Origin of the sequence: Streptococcus sanguinis SK49 (assembly GCF_000212815.1) — a bacterium.
GTDB classification, from domain to species: Bacteria; Bacillota; Bacilli; order Lactobacillales; family Streptococcaceae; genus Streptococcus; species Streptococcus sanguinis_C.
Genome location: NZ_GL890986.1, coordinates 315464 through 334540 on the forward strand (window position 1 = coordinate 315464; position 19077 = coordinate 334540).

The 19077-nt window shown below is 44.4% G+C and carries 14 protein-coding genes and 1 pseudogene; all 15 read right to left on the reverse strand.

Annotated elements, in window-relative coordinates; genetic code table 11:
* Positions 1-164: 164 nt before the first annotated feature.
* The 15 genes and pseudogenes from HMPREF9380_RS01775 to HMPREF9380_RS01710 all read right to left on the reverse strand — a co-directional run bounded on the left by HMPREF9380_RS01775 (position 165) and on the right by HMPREF9380_RS01710 (position 18840).
* Positions 165-5996 carry a ZmpA/ZmpB/ZmpC family metallo-endopeptidase gene (locus HMPREF9380_RS01775; protein ID WP_004193356.1) on the reverse strand — a complete coding sequence of 1944 codons (5832 nt, stop codon included), beginning with the start codon at positions 5994-5996 and terminating at the stop codon, positions 165-167.
* 320 nt (positions 5997-6316) lie between these two features.
* Positions 6317-7450 (reverse strand): molecular chaperone DnaJ, encoded by a 1134-nt coding sequence (dnaJ, locus tag HMPREF9380_RS01770; protein ID WP_002905343.1) that lies wholly within the window; start codon positions 7448-7450, stop codon positions 6317-6319.
* 137 nt (positions 7451-7587) lie between these two features.
* Positions 7588-8220 carry a DJ-1/PfpI family protein gene (locus HMPREF9380_RS01765; RefSeq protein WP_004193357.1) on the reverse strand — a complete coding sequence of 211 codons (633 nt, stop codon included), beginning with the start codon at positions 8218-8220 and terminating at the stop codon, positions 7588-7590.
* A 227-nt stretch (positions 8221-8447) separates the two neighbouring features.
* Positions 8448-10277, reverse strand: a complete 1830-nt coding sequence (gene dnaK, locus HMPREF9380_RS01760) for a molecular chaperone DnaK (protein ID WP_002905346.1) — start codon at positions 10275-10277, stop codon at positions 8448-8450.
* A gap of 136 nt (positions 10278-10413) precedes the next feature.
* Positions 10414-10950 carry a nucleotide exchange factor GrpE gene (grpE, locus tag HMPREF9380_RS01755; RefSeq protein WP_002908021.1) on the reverse strand — a complete coding sequence of 179 codons (537 nt, stop codon included), beginning with the start codon at positions 10948-10950 and terminating at the stop codon, positions 10414-10416.
* Between the two features lie 35 nt (positions 10951-10985).
* On the reverse strand, positions 10986-12020 hold the full coding sequence (gene hrcA, locus HMPREF9380_RS01750; RefSeq protein WP_032907828.1) for a heat-inducible transcriptional repressor HrcA: 1035 nt from the start codon (positions 12018-12020) through the stop codon (positions 10986-10988).
* Between the two features lie 163 nt (positions 12021-12183).
* Complete coding sequence (locus HMPREF9380_RS01745) at positions 12184-12912, reverse strand: ABC transporter permease (protein ID WP_004193359.1); 729 nt, start codon at positions 12910-12912, stop codon at positions 12184-12186.
* Positions 12905-13744, reverse strand: a complete 840-nt coding sequence (locus HMPREF9380_RS01740; protein WP_032907701.1) for an ABC transporter ATP-binding protein — start codon at positions 13742-13744, stop codon at positions 12905-12907. Before HMPREF9380_RS01740 ends, HMPREF9380_RS01745 begins: the two co-directional genes overlap by 8 nt.
* Positions 13745-13785: 41 nt before the next feature.
* The gene (locus HMPREF9380_RS01735) at positions 13786-14358 is read right to left on the reverse strand and encodes a DUF2812 domain-containing protein (protein WP_004193363.1); all 573 of its coding nucleotides are present in this window, start codon (positions 14356-14358) and stop codon (positions 13786-13788) included.
* Positions 14358-14681 carry a PadR family transcriptional regulator gene (locus HMPREF9380_RS01730; RefSeq protein ID WP_002908738.1) on the reverse strand — a complete coding sequence of 108 codons (324 nt, stop codon included), beginning with the start codon at positions 14679-14681 and terminating at the stop codon, positions 14358-14360. Before HMPREF9380_RS01730 ends, HMPREF9380_RS01735 begins: the two co-directional genes overlap by 1 nt.
* Before the next feature lie 217 nt (positions 14682-14898).
* Positions 14899-15687 carry a M15 family metallopeptidase gene (locus HMPREF9380_RS01725; protein ID WP_002893723.1) on the reverse strand — a complete coding sequence of 263 codons (789 nt, stop codon included), beginning with the start codon at positions 15685-15687 and terminating at the stop codon, positions 14899-14901.
* Complete coding sequence (locus HMPREF9380_RS01720; RefSeq protein WP_004193366.1) at positions 15674-16372, reverse strand: histidine phosphatase family protein; 699 nt, start codon at positions 16370-16372, stop codon at positions 15674-15676. Before HMPREF9380_RS01720 ends, HMPREF9380_RS01725 begins: the two co-directional genes overlap by 14 nt.
* 99 nt (positions 16373-16471) lie before the next feature.
* Positions 16472-17172: pseudogene (locus HMPREF9380_RS0111110) on the reverse strand (histidine phosphatase family protein).
* A 53-nt stretch (positions 17173-17225) separates the two neighbouring features.
* Positions 17226-18563 (reverse strand): PFL family protein, encoded by a 1338-nt coding sequence (locus HMPREF9380_RS01715; RefSeq protein WP_004193372.1) that lies wholly within the window; start codon positions 18561-18563, stop codon positions 17226-17228.
* A 10-nt stretch (positions 18564-18573) separates the two neighbouring features.
* A complete protein-coding gene (locus tag HMPREF9380_RS01710; RefSeq protein ID WP_004193374.1) occupies positions 18574-18840 on the reverse strand; it encodes an ACT domain-containing protein in 267 nt (88 codons plus the stop codon).
* Positions 18841-19077 lie beyond the last annotated feature (237 nt).

A 19077-nucleotide genomic window follows, 5' to 3' on the forward strand; every position in this document is an offset into this window, starting at 1 on the left:
TAGGGATAATCTGCACTTTGACTTGCCATTATGCAACAAAACAACCCATCTGAATCAGACTGTCAGTGACGACACAAACAGAACTAATTCAAATGGGTTATTGATCACATATTGCTAAAGGTCATTATTTGCAGCTACTCATGTAGGCAATTAAACACTTTTTCTTAGGAACCCCAAATGGAGTTTTCATCCATAAAGCTGTTGGTATTCTTGAGCAACTGCGTAAAGACAGCATACTTGAAGTCCTTGGTTGCACGTTCATCGACACGAGACTTCTTCAGATCCTTGTCAACAGCTTCTGCAAAGCCAGCTTTCAGCTCTTCATAAGTACTATAGACTTTTCCGTTGACAGTCACTGGCTTAATACCTGAGGTTTGTGCTTTATCCACAACTTTTCTGAAGTAAGCTTTCTTGAAGGCTTCCATAGTTTCAAATTCACCTCCAGAAATTTGCTTGATGATAAAGTTATCGCTCAAACCAGTCACCCCTTGCTCATTGGCTGTCTTACGGTGTTTATTAGAAGCATAGCTTACAAAGCCTTTTTCATAACCATAGTAACCCCAGATTCTGAAGGTATTATGCTTGAACATCAAGGCACCTGGCGCTCCAGTACTGTTTTGACCGCCGCCATAGATACCTGTCATAAAGTCAATAGCAATGTAACTAGAGTCGTAGTCAGCAGGGTTATAAATTCGATTGTCCACCGCACGGTTAGACAGCAAGCCTTGGTCAACCAAGTCCTCTACAGATGAAACTGACATGGCCGCTTTCTCTTCTGCCGTCAACTCTCTCACGACATCATATTGAGTCCGAGCATCTACAACCTTCGGCTCAACCTTCTTGAACCATTTAGCAGCTGCTGCATTTCCTTTATCCACAACTGCTTGACCTTCAAGGTAATCCAGCAGCATGAGAGTATCATTATAGCCCTTCATATAGTGGTCGATGTCTGCTCGGTTCTTGAAGAGACTTGGCGAGCTATTGAAAATGAGACTACCATTATTTGGACGATCAAAGGCCATATTGAGACCCAGAGCACCCCAGCCTGGCTGATCAGGAACAGGCGATTGGAGCAGACCTTGGGCATAGCCTTCTGGTCCAATCCCTTGTCGTCTGCCATGTCCGCCCAGATAAATATCTCTGTCATTGACGTGGGTAAGCTCGTGCGTGAAGACGGACACACCGTATTCTGTCAAGAGATCAAAGGCCTCGAAGTTCACACGGATTGAACCAGCAGCGTGGGCACCATAGCCATTTGACTTGTACCAGCCACCAGCTCTGCCGCCAACTAGATTAAAGAACTCGCGGGATGGTGCATAAGGATTGCCCTTGTTATCATTTCCGTTGACATCAATCCAGCCACGTCCTTCCACATCGAAACCATCCCATACAGCCGTTACATTTTGCTTGACCATTCTGGACTTGATATCATCTGCGAGCAGTTTGTACCAAGTGTCTACGTGATTTCGATGCTGGGTCGCTACTTCCTTGATGCGCGCATTAAATCGTTCATCAGACCATGACCGGCGCTTGTCTCTGTTGACAAAGGCCATCGTGCTATAGTTTGACAGAATGGCTAAGCGCGTATTCTTCAAGGTTAGCAGCGGAAGGATATAATTGCTGAAATATTCAGAGTTGAGATTGTCAAAGACGCGATACTTAGCAGACTTGATCTCCTCTACTTCTGACTGGCGCTCTTCAAACTGAATAAAGCCTCGAGTTGCATCCTTGAACCAAGAATCCATGTCCGCAAAGTCAGTCAGCAGGCGACGGTTGTAATCCAAGTAAGCCACCAAATCACTAGACTTGGACTCAGCCTTCAACTGACGCGCAAACATATTGACATTGTCTGCCCCTTTCAGTTGATTTTCTGTCGAACGTCCAATCTTAATCAAGCGATCCAGCAATGGTACTTTTTCACCATAGAAGTCTGGTTTGAAGAGTACCAGCTCCTTGAGGTTATAGTCGCCAAACTTGAGATCGTAATAACGGTTGAGGTAGGTCAGACCGAGCATGATAGCCGTCTTATTCTCTTCGATTTTAGCTTTCAGAGCTTCATTGGCTGCCGGATTATCAGCATGGAATCTTGTCCACTCATTGGCCAAGAGCTTACCAAGCATATCCCGCAAGTTGGCTTTCACTTCAGCCAGAGATTCATCCAGGAAGAGGCGCTTCACTTTGTTGACCTTGTCATTATCATTAGGCAGACCAACAGAATGATAGACTTCATCACTGTATAGTTCAAAGCTCTTCAAGCTCTCAGTCAGCTGAGTCAGCAAGTCTTCTTTGACAGCCGTTGAGTGATTTGGAGTATAGACTGTACCAAGCTCTGCAATCTGATATTCCGGCAGAGCCGTCTCTTCAAATCGTGCTTGATTTTGAAGATTGTAGATGATCTTGCTTCCGTCTGCAAAATGGACTAAGATCTTATCTGCATCCGTTCCGCCAGCAACAAACTGGTTACCCTTCAGAGCTTGAACTGCCAAGACTTTCTTAGTCAGCAGATCGCCTGCCTTACCAGCATCCACCAGCTTATTGGCTTCATGAATCAAGAACTCTTGATTGTAGAAAGGCATAAAGCGCTCGAGGTTCTGATAAAGCTGTTCATTTTCTACTTTGTAACCTGGCTTGTCTTGATAAGTACTTGTTCTCAGAATAGCAGCATTTAGTTTCTCAGTCGTTACTTCATTTGCGCTGCTTTGCTCAAGAGCCGTAATCTGATAGCTCTTGACTTTTTGCTCCGCTTCAGCTTCTGTCAAGCGGCGGAACTTAGCATCTTTACCTATCTTGGTTCCAGAGCTTTGTCCCTGAACACCAAAGAGGTTTTGGAGTTTTTGCCCCATCCAAGCATCGGTAATCTCATTATCTGAGCTAAAGAGCTCTTTACCGTTCACTACTGTGGCATAGCTGACTGTGTCATTGATAGTTCCATACGGCCAAATGGAAGCAGCGATACCAGCCGCATTTCTTGAGCCTGCATCCTCTAACTTACCTTTGGCAACGGACTGAGTTAGCTTGCCCCAATTACCCCAGCCTGCACCTGAATAGTTGGTGAAGTTTTGAGCGACCAGCATACCTGCATTTTGGCCACTCTTGACCCAAATATCTGCTTCGACATAAGCTCGGCTTACCAAGGACATGGCGTTGGTGCCTGCGATACCGGCTGTGACAGAGTTTCCACCCTTGGACTTAATACGGCCCTTAAAGGAGACATTTTCAACTCGAGATTGGCCTTCTATATTGTTAACCAGACCGGCTATATGGTCTCTTCCTTCCAAGTAGCCTTGGACATTGACGTTTTCGATTACTCCTTTATTCTTCAAGCGAGCAGCAATTGTCGCAATAGTATCGCCCGCTTGCGAATCTGGATAAACCATATTGACTCGCTTAAAGTCAATATCCTTGACCGTTCCGCCAGTAATCGTATCAAATAGAGGATGCGCTAAGTCTAAAATCGCATGGCGCTCACCATTTTGACCACCAATCAGCTGGCCTTTGAACTCACCTGGTAGGTAAGACTTGCTGTTGGCTGGTTTGTCAATCAGCTTGGCACTGATACTACGGCCCAAAATAAAGGTTCCAGAAGGATCTTCCTTGATACCGTCCAAAAGATCTTGGAAGTCATAGTAGACATTTCCTTCACGCTTCTTGGCCTTTTCCAGATAGAAATCAAAGCTGTTTTGAAGACCAGTTGCGCTTCTTTGCAGCAAGTCTGGCAGCTGAGCCTGGATCTTAAAGACAGGCTGGTTATCAACGACCACTTCCTCGATAGAGGTAACTGGCAGGACAGTGTCCTTGAACTGGTCGGATGTAAAGTGCAGATAATATTGGTCCAGATTTGCTGGGTTTTCAGCCAAAGTAGGCATCAATTTTGTCTGGCCATTCTCAACCTTCATCAAGGAGACATTAGTGATGGACTTGAGTTCCACCTTCTTTAGGTCAAGCTGGACTGTCTCTTGAGCTAATTCCTGACTTTCCGAGCCATTTCCTAAATCATAGGACAGGATCGTCTCAATCTTATACGGTGTATAGTAGTCCAAACCACTGAAGCTAGCAGTCAACTGGCCTGCCGTCAAGTTCTGCTCTGCTATCAGCTGGCCACCTTTCTTCAGACGAACATGAGCACTAGTAAAGGCTTGATCCCTATCCGTCAGCTGGTATTGAATCTGAACTGATTTCTGCAATTCATCCTTCTTAACTGCTGAAACAGTCAGATTTGGCGCTGCTTTAAGGGCCAATAAGTCTGCTAAAGCCTGCTTGAGTTGGTTGACACCCGCATCTACTTCATCTTGACCCGACGAAGTTTGATAAACCGTCGTAGCCATATTCTTAATTGCTTGCAGCTGCTGGTAGGATTGATTAGTGTAAACTGCAGGATCTACAGCCGCTGCTAAAGCTAGCTGCTTGCTCAATTCTTCTTTATTGATGCGAGCCTTGCTACCTCGAGTGACCACTGTATCAACTGCTTCATGCAAGATTCTTTCAGTTGTTTGTGGCTCTGATATGCGATTACCGTCCAAGACTTCATAGCTGGTTACAATTTCTTTTTGTCCTGGTGTTCCATCTACAGTTGTCTCTTCATCAAGATACTTGCTATCATCTGTCTTGTTGACAACTTGAGGTTCAATCGTTTCTAGCTTGATATCTGTATGTAGACTAGGCTGTTCTGGCTGAACTGTTGACTCACCATTAACGCCACCTGTGTATTCTGGCAAAGCTGGCTCAACTGGAGCCACGTCACTAACTGTAGCTACTGGAGCATCATAGACTGGATTGTCTGCTTGAACTGTCGATTCACCGTTAACGCCGCCTGTGTATTCTGGGAGGGCTGGCTCAACTGGGGCTGTATCATCAACTGTAGCTACTGGAGCATCATAGACTGGATTGTCTGCTTGAACTAGCGATTCGCCGTTAACGCCGCCTGTATATTCTGGCAATGCTGGCTCAACCGGGGCTGTGTCTCCAACTGTACCAACTGGGGCAGTATAGACTGGAGTTTCCGCTTGAACTAGCGACTCACCATTAACTCCGCCTGTGTATTCTGGGAGGGCTGGCTCGACTGAGGCAGTGTCTCCAACTGTACCAACTGGGGCAGTATAGACTGGAGTTTCCGCTTGAACTAGCGACTCACCGTTCACAGCACCGCTGTACTCTGGCAAGGCGGGCTCTTGTAAACTTTCCCCTTTTGCCGTTTCTATAGTTGGATTTGACGGCTGAGGAGCTGGACTAGGATTTGGAGTTGGAAGATTTCCTATCTGGCCAGAATCACTTTCATCAGGATTCAACTGATACTGCAACCCTGCCTGAGCAGCTCGATCAATAGAATCAGAATCCTCTTTTGCAGCTTCTGACACTTCTGCTTGCGCTTGAGCCTCTTGACCAGCTGGCAAAGAGGTTGTCTTGGTCTCTGTCAAAGTACGCAAATCAGAAGCGGTAAAGTAACCGATATAGTTATAACCTGCAATAGTCACATCCACTTCAGAAACTGCTGACGAAACCGAAACTTGACGGTTATAGGAAAGCAGTTCCCGATTTTCTAGCGCAAACGCTTGAGGAGACTGTAATAGAGTCTGTCCCAAGCTACCTAGCAAAAGCACTCCTAGTAATTTTCCAGATTTCTTTCGTGAGAATACCAAGACAGCCAAAATAGCCGTTCCCGCAAATAAGCCGAGAAGCGGCTGACCATTATTTCCTGTACGCGGCAAGATAGCTTGCCCATCTTGCTTCCGATAAATCAGGTAATAATTTTCCCCTGTTTGCAGATTTTCAGGCAGACCTTTCTTAATCAGACCTTTTTCCTGCTCTGTTAGCTCTTGCTCTTCAACATAAGTATAGTGAGCAGTCGCACCGCCTCCTACTTCATCTGCAGCAACTGTCGAACTGGACAAAGAGCTCCCAAAAATCAGAGCTGCAATGGCAACTGAGCCCACACCAACAGACAATTTGCGAATCGAATATTTCTGAATTCGCTCCTGCACTTTTTCAAAACGTTTCACTTTATAAATCCCCTTTTTCCTAAAATGTATAAAGCTAATCTCCCATTATCTTCCTAACCAACTCCCCTGTAGACTAAAAAGATGCGTTTTATACATATAGTATTATCATATATCTTTTAGGAAATTTTTACAATAGATTTTGCTTAAAAAAACAATTAATTTTTGTAAAAGTAAATAGAGAAAATCTCTTTACGCTTTTTATTGTGAGTTTCTTTTAATTAAATGGCTGATCAGAGCTGCTCTCTTCCTTGACTACATTTGCCCAATAGCTTTCTAGAAAACACAAAAAGAACAGCTTTAGGCTGCTCCTTTTTATATGATTATAAATCTTCCAAGGCATCTTTCATTTTGTCGAAGAAGCCTTTTTTCTTAGGATTGACCGAGATATTGCCAGCTTCCGCAAATTCTTTGAGGGCTGCTTTTTGACGGTCGTTGAGGCCAGTCGGCGTCACAACATTGACAGTTACATACTGGTCACCCATGCTTCCACCACGCAGACTCGGTGCTCCCTTACCACGCAGACGGAAACGCTTGCCAGTCTGTGTTCCTTCTGGGATATTCAGCTCAACATCCCCGTGAACAGTTGGAATATCCACACTGTCACCAAGAGCTGCTTGGACAAAGTTGAGATTGAGCTTGTAGTAAATGGTAGAGCCATCTCGCTCAAACTTATCACTCGGCTCAACTTGGACCACGACGTAAAGATCTCCATAAGGACCGCCATTAAAGCCTGCTTCACCTTGACCAGACAGACGGACCTGCTGACCAGTTTCCACACCAGCTGGGATTTTCACCTTAACGCTGTGAGCCTGTTTTTCATGACCCGTTCCGTGACAGGTTTCACAAGGACTTTTGATTTCTTTTCCTCGGCCATGACAGACATCACAGGTCACTTGCCGACGCATCATGCCAAGCGGTGTCTGGGTATCAACATTGATGACACCTGAGCCATGGCAGCGACCACAGGTAACAGGGCTAGTTCCTGGCTTAGCACCAGACCCGTCACAGGTACGACAAGTCGCTTCGCGGTTATACTTGATTTCCTTCTCAGCTCCGAAAATCGCTTCTTCAAAGCGGAGATTCACACGATACTGAAGATCATCCCCTTGGCGCGGAGCATTAGGATTACGCGAAGCACCGCCACCAAAGAAGCTAGAGAAGATGTCTTCGAAACCGCCAAAGCCGGAGCCATCAAAGCCACCGAAGCCGCCTGCACCACCGCCAAAGCCACCATTAGCTCCCGCTGCACCGTATTGATCATAGGCTGCCCGCTTTTGCTCGTCGCTCAGCGTTTCATAAGCCTCTTGGACTTCTTTATATTTGTCCTCCGCCCCAGCTTCCTTATTAATATCGGGGTGGTACTTTTTAGATAATTTCCGATAGGCTCTCTTGATCTCATCCTGAGAAGCATTCTTAGAGACACCTAGACGGTCATAATATTCTGTATTGTTCATATAAGATACCAAGACCGTAAAATTCGACTGAAAAATAGGAAATCAGGCGACGGAGCGATGCCCCTCGGCTGATTTCTCTTTTTTCCGAAAATTTAGGTCGGGTTCAGTTCCTTTCTTTAAATTTTAGAAAATATTGATCAGAGGGTATTTTCAAATTCATGCTTCATTTCAGCAAACTCTTCTTCTGATAAAGTGAATATCAAGTCCTCTTCCGAATATTGATTCCGTTCTTTAAAATAGTTGTCAGCATTATCTACCAAACCTAGACTAAGAAGCACTTTTCTCGCAAACGCTTGATGTGCAAAGCCAACAGCCGTAATGATGTTCTTATTTTGCAGGACCGCTTTAGCTTTGAAATTCTCCCGTGGAAGAAATTCAAAATAGTCAAAGAAGTTTTGCCAAATCCCACCAGTAAATTTAGTGTCCTTCAATAAACCTGCTTTCGCCAATAAAATGGGCGCTGAGGAAATAGCTGCAATTAAAACTTCTTGCTGCTTCAAACTTCTTAGGAAAGAAATCAATTTTTCATCATGCAGAGTAGGAACAATATCTATCATTCCTGGCAAAATGACACAAGAATAGTCTTCGATAACTACTTCATCCAGTGTTCCAGTAGGTTGACAGGCTAATCCTTCTTCCGATCTTATAACATTTCTATCTGTAGCAACATAATCAACCTCAACACCAAAAGATAGAGCTAAAGTACTGGTCAGACCAACTACTTCATAAAGTGAAAAATTAGGATAAATTAAACAGAGCACTTTCTTCATAAGCGTCACCCTCTAGTTTAGCGAAAAACAGAGGCTGGGTTGCAACCTCTGGATTTCTTCCTATCATTACGACGTGAAATTTTCAAAACAATATTTTTTGAAAAATTTTTGACGCGGTAGCTGATTGGATTTTAGGTTCGTCTTTTAGACTCCCAAAAATCCTAATCATCCTCGCGGGGGTTCGACTACGAACTAAAAACTTTCAATTTTTAGTTCTGTCTCACCGCCTATTTCTCAGTAAACTCTCCGTCTACAACATCGTCGTCTGCTTTAGTTGAGCCTGCGTTTTCAGCTCCTTCCGCTCCTGCTTGGGCTTGTTGAGCCGCAGCAGCTTGTTCATAGAGTTTCACTGCCAACGCTTGAGCTTTTTCGTTGAGAGCTTCCAATTTCGCTTTCATGTCGTCCAAGTTATTATCTTCTTGCGCTTTCTTAAGTTCATCAAGAGCAGCTTGGGCAGCGTCACGCTCTGCGTCGAAGCCTTTACCTTCTGTTTCCTTGATAGTCTTTTCAGTCGCAAAGATAGCTTGGTCAACTTCGTTACGAAGGTCAACTTCTTCTTTACGTTTCTTATCTGCTTCAGCATTCGCTTCTGCATCCTTCATCATGCGGTCGATTTCTTCGTCAGTCAGGCCGCTGTTAGATTGGATGACAATGTGTTGTTCTTTTTGAGTTCCAAGGTCTTTAGCTTTAACAGATACGATACCGTTCTTGTCAATGTCAAATGTTACTTCGATTTGAGGGATTCCACGAGGAGCAGCTGGGATATCTGTCAATTGGAAACGTCCAAGAGTCTTGTTATCTGCTGCCATTGGGCGTTCACCTTGAAGAACATGGATATCAACGGCTGGTTGGTTGTCCGCTGCTGTAGAGAAGACTTGTGATTTAGAAGTTGGAATTGTTGTGTTGCGGTCAATCAGCTTAGTGAAGACGCCACCCATTGTTTCGATACCAAGTGACAATGGTGTTACGTCAAGAAGGACAACGTCTTTGACATCACCAGTGATGACACCACCTTGGATAGCAGCACCCATAGCAACTACTTCATCAGGGTTCACTGATTTGTTTGGCTCTTTACCAGTTTCAGCCTTAACAGCTTCCACAACTGCAGGAATACGAGTTGAACCACCAACCAAGATTACTTCGTCGATTTCTGACAAGCTCAAACCTGCGTCAGAAAGAGCACGGCGAACTGGTTCTTTAGTTCGCTCTACCAGGTCACGAGTCAAATCGTCGAATTTAGCACGAGTCAGAGTCATTTCCAAGTGGAGAGGTCCAGCATCCCCAGCTGTGATAAACGGCAAGCTGATTTGAGTAGAAGTCACACCTGAAAGGTCTTTCTTGGCCTTTTCAGCTGCATCTTTCAAGCGCTGAAGCGCCATCTTGTCATTTGACAAGTCGATGCCGTTCTCTTTCTTGAACTCAGCCACCATGTGGTCGATAATCTTTTGGTCAAAGTCGTCACCACCGAGTTTGTTGTCACCAGCAGTTGCCAATACATCAAAGACACCATCACCCAACTCAAGGATTGAAACGTCAAAGGTACCGCCACCCAAGTCAAAGACCAAGATCTTTTCTTCTTTATCTTGTTTGTCAAGACCATAAGCAAGGGCTGCTGCAGTCGGTTCGTTGACGATACGTTCTACTTCAAGACCTGCGATTTTACCAGCGTCTTTAGTCGCTTGACGTTGTGCATCGTTAAAGTAAGCCGGTACTGTGATAACCGCTTTGCTTACTTTTTCACCAAGGTACTCTTCTGCATAACCTTTCAAGTACTGCAGAATCATAGCTGAGATTTCTTGCGGAGTGTATTCTTTACCGTTAGCAGCTACTTTTTCAGATGTTCCCATTTTTGATTTGATGGAAATGATTGTATCTGGGTTTGTCACTGCTTGACGTTTTGCCGCATCACCAACGATGATTTCACCATTTTTGAATGACACTACAGATGGTGTTGTACGATTTCCTTCTGGGTTTGCAATGATTTTGCTTTCAGTTCCTTCAAGAACTGCAACTGCTGAGTTTGTTGTACCTAAGTCAATACCGATAATTTTAGACATATTTTTACCTCTTTTTACTTTAATTTTATTTTCAATACTCTTTGGTTCGTTCGCTCATTAAAAGCAAAGTTGAACGAATGTTTTCTTCCTTCATAGTTTATTGTCGTTTCGGACAAGATTTTTCAAGTTTTCTAGCCTAGTTATAGACCACTACCATAGCCGGTCTTAGGATACGGTCATGAAGTTTGTAGCCTTTTTGGAAGACCTGCGCTATAGTGTCAGCTGGGTGCTCATCATCAGCTGGAACTGTTTGAATGGCCATATGATAGTTATGGTCAAAAGCTCCGTCAGCTGGAATTTCTTCGATGCCCTCTTCTTTGAGAGCATGAATCAAGCTTTCCTGCACCATTTCCAGCCCCTTTTTGACATCATCTGTCAGACCTTCAACGGCAAGCGCGCGCTCCAGATTATCTATCGAAGGCAAAATAGCTTTTGCCAAGTCCTGGCTGCGGTATCTTTGCAGCTGCTGGCGTTCTTCATTTGCTCGGCGCTGGATGTTCTGCATTTCTGCATGAGCGCGGAGATATTTGTTTTCAAAATCTTCTGCCCGCTCATTAGCTAGTTCTAACTCTGATTTTTCAGGGCTTACTGATTCAGCTTGTTCAGCTGTTTCTACAGCTTCCTCTTTTACTTCCACATCTTCTGGATGTTCTTCTTGTTTATGCTTTGCCACAAGGCACCTCCTTTTTAGGAATATTTATACTATATTTAATGGACTTCGTAGTGATTGCTGCTCAAATAGCGATAGAAGTCTGTCAATTTCATGGTCAGAACGCGATTGACGACATTCATCTGACTGACTAGCCGCTGGTAGTCAAGATTGACCGGACCGACAACTGCCAGCACTCCGAAGCCTCGATAAGGAATCAGGAATTTGCTGGAAATTAGTGTCAAATCAGCCAAACAGCTTTCTCTACTGTCTGCCACTCGCACACTTTGCATCTGATCTTCAGCCAAACTATCGCGAATTTCAAATGCTACTTTCTGCGGGTCATCAAAAAACTGATAAGCTGACAGATCTGAAAATTCCAAGAGCTGAACCTTGCCAGACAGAATCACATTTTCCTTGAAAATATCACCAAAGATATGCTCAAAGAGCTGGATGACATTGTCTGTCGTAGTGAAATAGCGTTGGATAATCTGCGGAATTTCCGTCCGAATCTTGTAATGGATGTCCAGTACTGTCTGTCCCAAGAACCGCTCCCTTACTAGGCCTTTAAGCCTATCCAGGTCTTCTCTTAGGAAGTTTCGCGGAATCATAAACTGACTGGTAATGGTATTGGACTCATCCAAGGTGAAGACCGCCAGAGCCGTGTGCTGACTGAGCACTACGATGTCAAAAGCTGTCAGGCGCTGCCGACTGGGTTCTACATCCAGTGCAACAACCGTACATCCACTGAGCTTGGTCAAAAGGTCTGCTGCCTGTTGAAGAATGTCCTCCAAGTTGAAAAACTCATGGTCAAAGGCCTTGATAACCTCATAAAGTTCATTCTCAGCGAGACGATCAAAGGACAGAGAATGCTTGACGAAGTACTGAAAACCAGCCACGCTAGGCTTACGGCCGCTAGACGTATGCGCCTTTTCCAGAAGCCCCTGCTTTTCCAAAGCCGCCATATCGTTTCGGATAGTAGCACTACTGGAATTGATAGAATCCTGCAGGGCTTTGGATCCGACCGGCTCGTGGGTCTTGGTAAAGATATCAATAATCAAATTCAAAATCTCATTTTGACGCTCCGTGACCACGGCATCACCTCCAATCAAGATTCTGCTGTTGATTAGCACTCAGCCACCTCGAGTGCTAACTCATGATTCTATTATACACTCTTCTACTCCAAAGTCAAGACAAAAACTCAAAAAATTAGCACTCTTTTTACAAGAGTGCTAAAAATCGGTCTAGCGACCTAGATTAGTCGTCCAAGATTTGTAAACGGCGCATCAAATAGAAAGAAATTCCTGCAAAAAGAAGCAACCAAACTAGAAAAGCCAAAAATTCTCCACTCCACAAGTGAAAATGAGACCAATCTCTCATATAGCTAGTAAAGAGACCCATAAAGCTATAACGCAGCACCTTAAATAAATCTTCGCTCATATTTGAAAACATAGGAATAAATGCTGCCAAGAGCATAGCCGGAACGCTAAGAGATTGTGCCATGACCTGATTTTTACAAAGCAAGCCAACCATTAAAAAGAAGAAAATTAAGACCAGCATGGTCAACAAGAGAACCAAACTATAGCTGAATACATGATTAGAAAGCTTAGCTCCCACCAAAAGTGGGGTAATGACGATATAAAAAATTCCAATAATCGCTGGCCAGATTAAGGCGGAGAGAATGTATTTACCCGCTGTCACACCAGCCAAGCGCAAACTTTGCAAATTACGTTTTTCTCTTTCCTCAGCTAGGATGATGATGATAGGTGTCCCAACAGACATGGCTAGAGAGAAAGGCAGAGAGATTGTAAGCAACATAGTAGCTAGTTTATCCGCTCCAATTTCCTTACCCGCTCCATTCAGTGAAAAAATAAATTTATAGAGAAAAATGAGGAAAATTGGCATGAAAACCTGCAATAGAATACTTTTATTAGCTAGCGTCACTTGACCTCTCAGCCAAATCATACCTTTTAATTTATTAGACATTTAAGGTACCTCCTGTCAAAGTGATGAAAACATCTTCCAAAGTTGGTTCGCAGGAATGAATACTGATAACATTGGACAAATCCAAGCCTCCTTGCAGTTCCTCAAAAGGCACTGTCTTAGTCGTCAAATCTAGATATTCTAAACGAACCTTCTTATCTGTATTATACTTTTGGATTATCTCATGCGGACTGCCTACTTCAACTAATTTTCCTTTACTTAGCAAGGCCAAGCGATCACACAAGAGGGTAGCTTCCTGCATATCATGAGTCGTCAGAAAAATAGTTGTCCCCTGCGCTTTTAGTTCCAGCAGCAATTCGTGAATGGTGCGAGAGGTTGACGGATCCAAACCACTGGTTGGCTCATCCAAAAAGAGCAGTTTAGGTCGATTAATCAAGGCACGCACCAGTAACATGCGCTGCTTCATACCCGTAGATAGTTTTTCAGCCACCTTGTTGCGACTATCATAAAGCCCCACTTTTCGGAGAAGTTCATCGACTTCTGTCATATTAACACCAAAGAGCATAGCATAAGCCTTGAGATTTTTATAAAGTGACATCTTTTCATAAAAACCGCTGCCATCGCTGACAATCCCAATCTGCTCCAGGATTTCTACCTTTAAATCCTCAACCGGTGCAGACAGCACATGAGCTGTCCCAGCATCTGCAGACAACTGACCAGTCAAAATATTGATAGTCGTGGTTTTACCAGATCCAGAAGGCCCTAGAAAGCCAAAAATCTCTCCCTCTTGGATGGAAAAATCAATTCCTGCTAAGGCTTCTTGTTCCTTGAACTTCTTTTTCAAGCCTTGCACTTCAATAATGGTCTTTTTCATTGTTTTCCTCGCTTTCACAACAGTATTTAACAAAACTGCAATCAATCTTTCAGTTCCTGCCTCATTTTCCAAAAACGCAAGGCAATATGGACCAATTGACAGAACAGAATGAGCAATATGACACAATCTATTGCTAAGATTGATTTGAATAATAGACTTGCTTTCAAACTCTTCTGGAAAATATCTAGAATGAGATAGGTAGTGACACACAAAACCATGATGGCTGGCAAAAAACGCCATACAAGCAAACGCTTGACCATTTCTAGCTTAGACCATGCGTCATTATAGATTTCAAGATCACTGTCTGCATCAATCTGAGAAACCGGCTTTCGGAAATAAGAAAATTGATTAAAGTTTGTAATATGCTCCCAGCCACAATCCTCAAACAGTTGATAATAGGATTCCTGCTCCGCCTTCTTCATAGGGTGAAAATCTAATTGATAGGCCACGTCCTGAGGCGGACAGGACTCAAATGTATAACGAACCGCAACAAGAAAGGGAGAATAACTTACTTTTTCCAATTTCCAGCCTTGGCTATGCATTTTTTTAAAATAAGCTGCTTCTCTGTCATAGTCTGCAATGGTAAAGATTTTATAGACAATCTTCTTTTCCATCAAACTTCCTCCTTACTATTGCGGTAAAGGCGCTCAATCCGCTGGATTTCCAACTCTAAAATCTGTCTTCCAAGCTCCGTGATAGAATAGAGTTTTCTCTTTTCTTCCTCACGAACAAAGGCAATCAGACCATCTTTCTCCATCTTTGCCAAGGTTCCGTACATGGTTCCCGGACTGATAGATAGTTGTCCTTCTGTCAGCTCCTTAACTTTTTGAGTAATACTGTAGCCATGCCTTTCTTTCTGAAGACAGAAGAGGATATAAAAACCTGTCTCTGTCATTGGTACATAGACTCTCCTAAGCTTTTCTGTCAATCCACTCATCTTTTTATCTCACTTTCACCTCGATATATCGAACCTTGATATAAAAAATTATATCGCAGTTCGATATAGTTGTCAAGGGTTTATAAATATTTTTACAGAAAGTGATTCATTTTTATCTTTCAATACTTGTAGCTGATTTGATCAGAAGTTAAAAGGATTAGAGACCTGCATTCTGATAAATCAGCATAAAAAAGCCAGGAAAACCTGACTTACTTGTTTATTTTCCTGCTGCCTTAAGCAGGGCGATATATTCTTCCAGAACCAGATTATGCTTCTGCATATACTGGGCATTCTCCACACCGACATAGCGGTAATGCCAATTCTCAAAATCAACTCCAGTAATATCACTCTTGCCATCTGGATAGCGAAGGACAAAGCCATACTGCGGAGCTAGTTGGGCAATCTTAGCTGCCAATTCATCCTCCTGGCCTTCTGGAGCACTCATATCAATAGCCAAGCCCGTTTGATGCTCACTGGCTCCTGGAAGCTGCACCTGCTTCAGCACGATGCTGACTGCTTCTTCATTCGACAAGCCTTTGGCGACTTCCCCAGCAACTTTTTCGTTATAGAGTTCCTCCTGCTCTGCTCGGCTGCGATAGCCAGAGATTAAAGTTTCTTCAGGAGCTATCGCCTGGGCTGCTGCTAGAAATTGCCGAGTATTTTCAGCAATGCGGCTGTCGACCTGTACCTCTCCGATCTGAGTCAGATCAGGTGTCTTTTCTTCTTGCTGGTTGTCACGATTGACCAATATCAAATTCCAGTCAGTAGAAGAAACCTTGGGCAAATCAGACTGCGAACTCTCTGAGCTAGAAGAGCCCTTCGTAGCAGAACTGCTAGACGAACCCGAAAACTGAATCTTTGCAAGCAGATCTTGTAACAAGGACGGACGGAAATAAATCGCCGTTCCTCCAGCTGCCAGACACAAGACGATTAACAGCAAAAGTGTCAACCCAATCTTCTTAGACTTCGATTTTCTCTTTTCTTTGCGATGTTTAGCGCGCTTCAACTTCTTCCTCCATTACTTTGGCACCGGCCTCTCGATAAGACATGTCTCCGACGCAAGCTACTGTGAATTTACCGTCTTCATAGTCTACAACCGTCACACTGCCATTGTCCAAACCATGAGGCCGAGTTCGATTGATTAGATAGACAAAGGTTCCGATGGTCATGCCGTGGCTGACTACAAGAGCATTGCCACCACCAGCAGCTTCCAGCTCCTCAGCTATGGCTGAAAAGCCTTCCCAGATTCGGCCGCTGAGCTTTTCCCAGTTTTCTGCCCAGCCTGCTGTATCGACTTCTACAAGGCCTTCTGCCAACTCAGCATAGCTAAGCTGATGAACATGCTCAATATTGAAAACCCGGGGCATCACACCCATAAAGAGCTCTCCATCATAACCACCATCAAAACTGCCAAAGCACCATTCGCGAATCCGTTTGTCAAAGGTATAAGGAATCTGTTCTGTCAAACCCAGCTCCTCTAGAATAATGCCCATGGTCTGAATAGTCCGGCCACTGTCGCTGGAACGGGCCAATTTGAAATCAAGCCCAGCTTCTCTCAAGCCAATGCCCAACTCATGAATGCCACGTTCCCCAACTTCAGTCAATGGGGTATCAGACCAGCCTTGGGCCCGGCCGATAGTATTAAACATGGTTTTGCCATGACGAACCAAGTATAATCTTGTTTTTGCCATTTCATCTCCTCCGTTGTTCTTTTCATATTATACCATTTTATGAAGAAATTGGCTCCATCTGGCTTTCAAAGCAAAAAGCAGGAGTCTCAAAACTCCTGCTCATTCTTGATTTTCTCGATCCAATATGGCTGCACCAACCTGACGATAAGACACATCACCCAAGGCCTGGATGCTAAAGCGACCATCTTCATACTCCAGCACTGTGACACTGCCATTTTCGACATTAGGATTTTTCGTGATATTCTCATCAACCAGATAAGCCAGGGTACCAATGGTCATACTGTGGCTGACGACCAGAGCATTCCCGCCACCAGAGGACTCCACCTCTCTAGCAATGGCTTCAAAGCCTTCTAAAATTCGACCGCTAAGCTTGTCCCAAGGTTCAGCCCAGCCAGCCGAATCCACTTCTACCAAGCCATTCGCCAAATCAGGCCAACTGAGTTCCTTGTAATTATCCGCTTAAGAACTCGTGGGATAACGCCATGAAAGAGCTCACCCCCATAGGCACCATCAAAACTTCCGAAACACCACTCCCGGATGCGCTTGTCATAGCGATAGGGAATCTGGCCAGTCAGGCCCAGCTCCTCTAGGATAATGCCCATGGTCTGAATAGTTCGGCCGCTATCACTGGAAAAAGCCCTGACAAAAGGCAAACCCGACTCTCTCAATCCGATACCCAGCTCACGAATACCGCGCTCACCTTTGGCAGTCAGCGGGGTATCAGACCAGCCCTGAGCCCGGCCGATTGTGTTAAACATGGTTTTCCCATGTCGAATGATAAATAATTTTGTTTCTGCCATCTTTTCTCCTTGTTTAATCGAAAAGGCCTGTCTGCACAGACCTGATTTTCTTATTAGTTTTTAAAGCTGTGAATAGGCGCTGGAATCTGACCGCCCCGCGCGATAAAGTCAGCTGACGAAGCCTGGTTGACCTTCATGACCGGAGCTGTTCCCAAGAGCCCGCCAAATTCAATCATATCGCCTTCCTTGCCTTTCGGAATAATCCGCACAGCTGTTGTCTTCTGATTGATGACACCAATCGCCGCTTCATCCGCAATCATGGCTGCGATGGTTTCAGCCGGTGTCGCCTCTGGAATAGCAATCATATCCAAACCTACCGAGCAGATAGCTGTCATAGCTTCTAGCTTTTCTAGATTGAGCGAGCCATTTTGGACAGCCGCAATCATGCCCTCGTCTTCTGACACAGGGATGAAAGCACCAGACAAACCACCAACCTGATTGCAGGCCATGACACCGCCTTTTTTGACTTGGTCATTAAGCAAAGCAAGCGCCGCTGTCGTGCCATGAGTACCGACTGTTTCCAAGCCCATTTCTTCTAAGACACGAGCCACTGAGTCCCCGACTGCTGGCGTCGGAGCTAGACTCAAGTCAACAATCCCGAACTTGACGCCCAGACGCTCGCTGGCCATCTGACCGACTAACTGACCAATACGGGTGATTTTGAAAGCTGTTTTCTTGACTGTTTCAGCTACCACATCAAAGCTCTCACCACGGACCTTTTCCAAGGCTCGCTTGACAACACCAGGCCCAGAAACACCGACATTGATGACCACATCTGCTTCACCAACACCATGGAAGGCGCCTGCCATAAAAGGATTGTCCTCTACTGCATTAGCAAAGACGACCAGCTTGGCCGCCCCCATGTCAGAAAGCTGGGCTGTTTCCTTGATAATCCGCCCCATATCCGCAACTGCCGTCATATTGATGCCAGTTTTGGTTGAGCCGATATTGACAGAGGAGCAGACCTTGTCCGTCTCAGCCAAAGCACGTGGAATGGAATTAATGAGGATTTCATCGCCTTTTTGATAGCCCTTTTGAACCAAGGCCGAGAAGCCACCGATAAAGTCAACACCAATTTCCTTGGCCGCCTTGTCTAAAGCCTTGGCCAAAGGCACATAGTCACTACTGTCTGTCGCTGCCCCAATCAGAGAAATCGGAGTCACAGATACCCGCTTATTGACGATGGGAATCCCGAGCTCGGCAGCAATTTCATCCCCAACTGCTACCAGGTCTTTCGCTTTGGTCGAGATTTTTTGGTAAATCTTTTCCGCCGCTCGATTAATATCTGTGTCAATGCAATCTAAGAGTGAAATGCCCATGGTGATGGTCCGAATATCAAAATTCTGCTCCTCAATCATGGCAATGGTTTCTGTTACTTGTCTAATATCCATCCTTCACTCCTTAGATATTGTACATGGCATCAAAAATGGCTGCGCTTTGAATGTTGATTTTAACGTTGAGCTCTTGACCGAAAGCTTCAAACTTATTGCGAAGAGCCGTAAAATCTTGCTTTTCATCGCTGGACACCAAGGCCATCATGGTGAAATATTCCTCCAAAACGGTTTGGGAAATATCATCAATATTCAGCCCCAGCTCCGCAATCTTAGTGGAAACTCCGGCTACAATCCCTGTTTTATCTTTTCCGACAACGGTAATAATTGCTTTCATGCTTGGCTCCAATCATTTTTAGTTTGTCTCATTGTAGCATAAATTCGAGGATTTTGTATACTATTTCAGAAAATAAAGGCAGAAGGTTCGGATATTGCAAATAGCACTTGAAACAAGGAAAATTCTCATATGCGCAGTAACTTACTGAATTACCAAGCTTTCTTTTCCTTTAGGGTTCTTGCTTTTAAGACAAAGACTTAAAAATCACACCTCCCAATTGATGCAAGGTGTGATTTC

Bases quoted from the DNA above. Each gene is read 5' to 3' on its own strand.
- HMPREF9380_RS01740 (WP_032907701.1), bottom strand. From the start codon at position 13,744: ATGAAAAAGACCATTATTGAAGTGCAAGGCTTGAAAAAGAAGTTCAAG.
- dnaK (WP_002905346.1), bottom strand. From the start codon at position 10,277: ATGTCTAAAATTATCGGTATTGACTTAGGTACAACAAACTCAGCAGTT.
- HMPREF9380_RS01745 (WP_004193359.1), bottom strand. From the start codon at position 12,912: ATGTCTAATAAATTAAAAGGTATGATTTGGCTGAGAGGTCAAGTGACG.
- HMPREF9380_RS01710 (WP_004193374.1), bottom strand. From the start codon at position 18,840: ATGAAAGCAATTATTACCGTTGTCGGAAAAGATAAAACAGGGATTGTA.
- HMPREF9380_RS01730 (WP_002908738.1), bottom strand. From the start codon at position 14,681: ATGAGTGGATTGACAGAAAAGCTTAGGAGAGTCTATGTACCAATGACA.
- dnaJ (WP_002905343.1), bottom strand. From the start codon at position 7,450: ATGAACAATACAGAATATTATGACCGTCTAGGTGTCTCTAAGAATGCT.
- HMPREF9380_RS01720 (WP_004193366.1), bottom strand. From the start codon at position 16,372: ATGGCAAAAACAAGATTATACTTGGTTCGTCATGGCAAAACCATGTTT.
- HMPREF9380_RS01765 (WP_004193357.1), bottom strand. From the start codon at position 8,220: ATGAAGAAAGTGCTCTGTTTAATTTATCCTAATTTTTCACTTTATGAA.
- HMPREF9380_RS01715 (WP_004193372.1), bottom strand. From the start codon at position 18,563: ATGGATATTAGACAAGTAACAGAAACCATTGCCATGATTGAGGAGCAG.
- HMPREF9380_RS01735 (WP_004193363.1), bottom strand. From the start codon at position 14,358: ATGGAAAAGAAGATTGTCTATAAAATCTTTACCATTGCAGACTATGAC.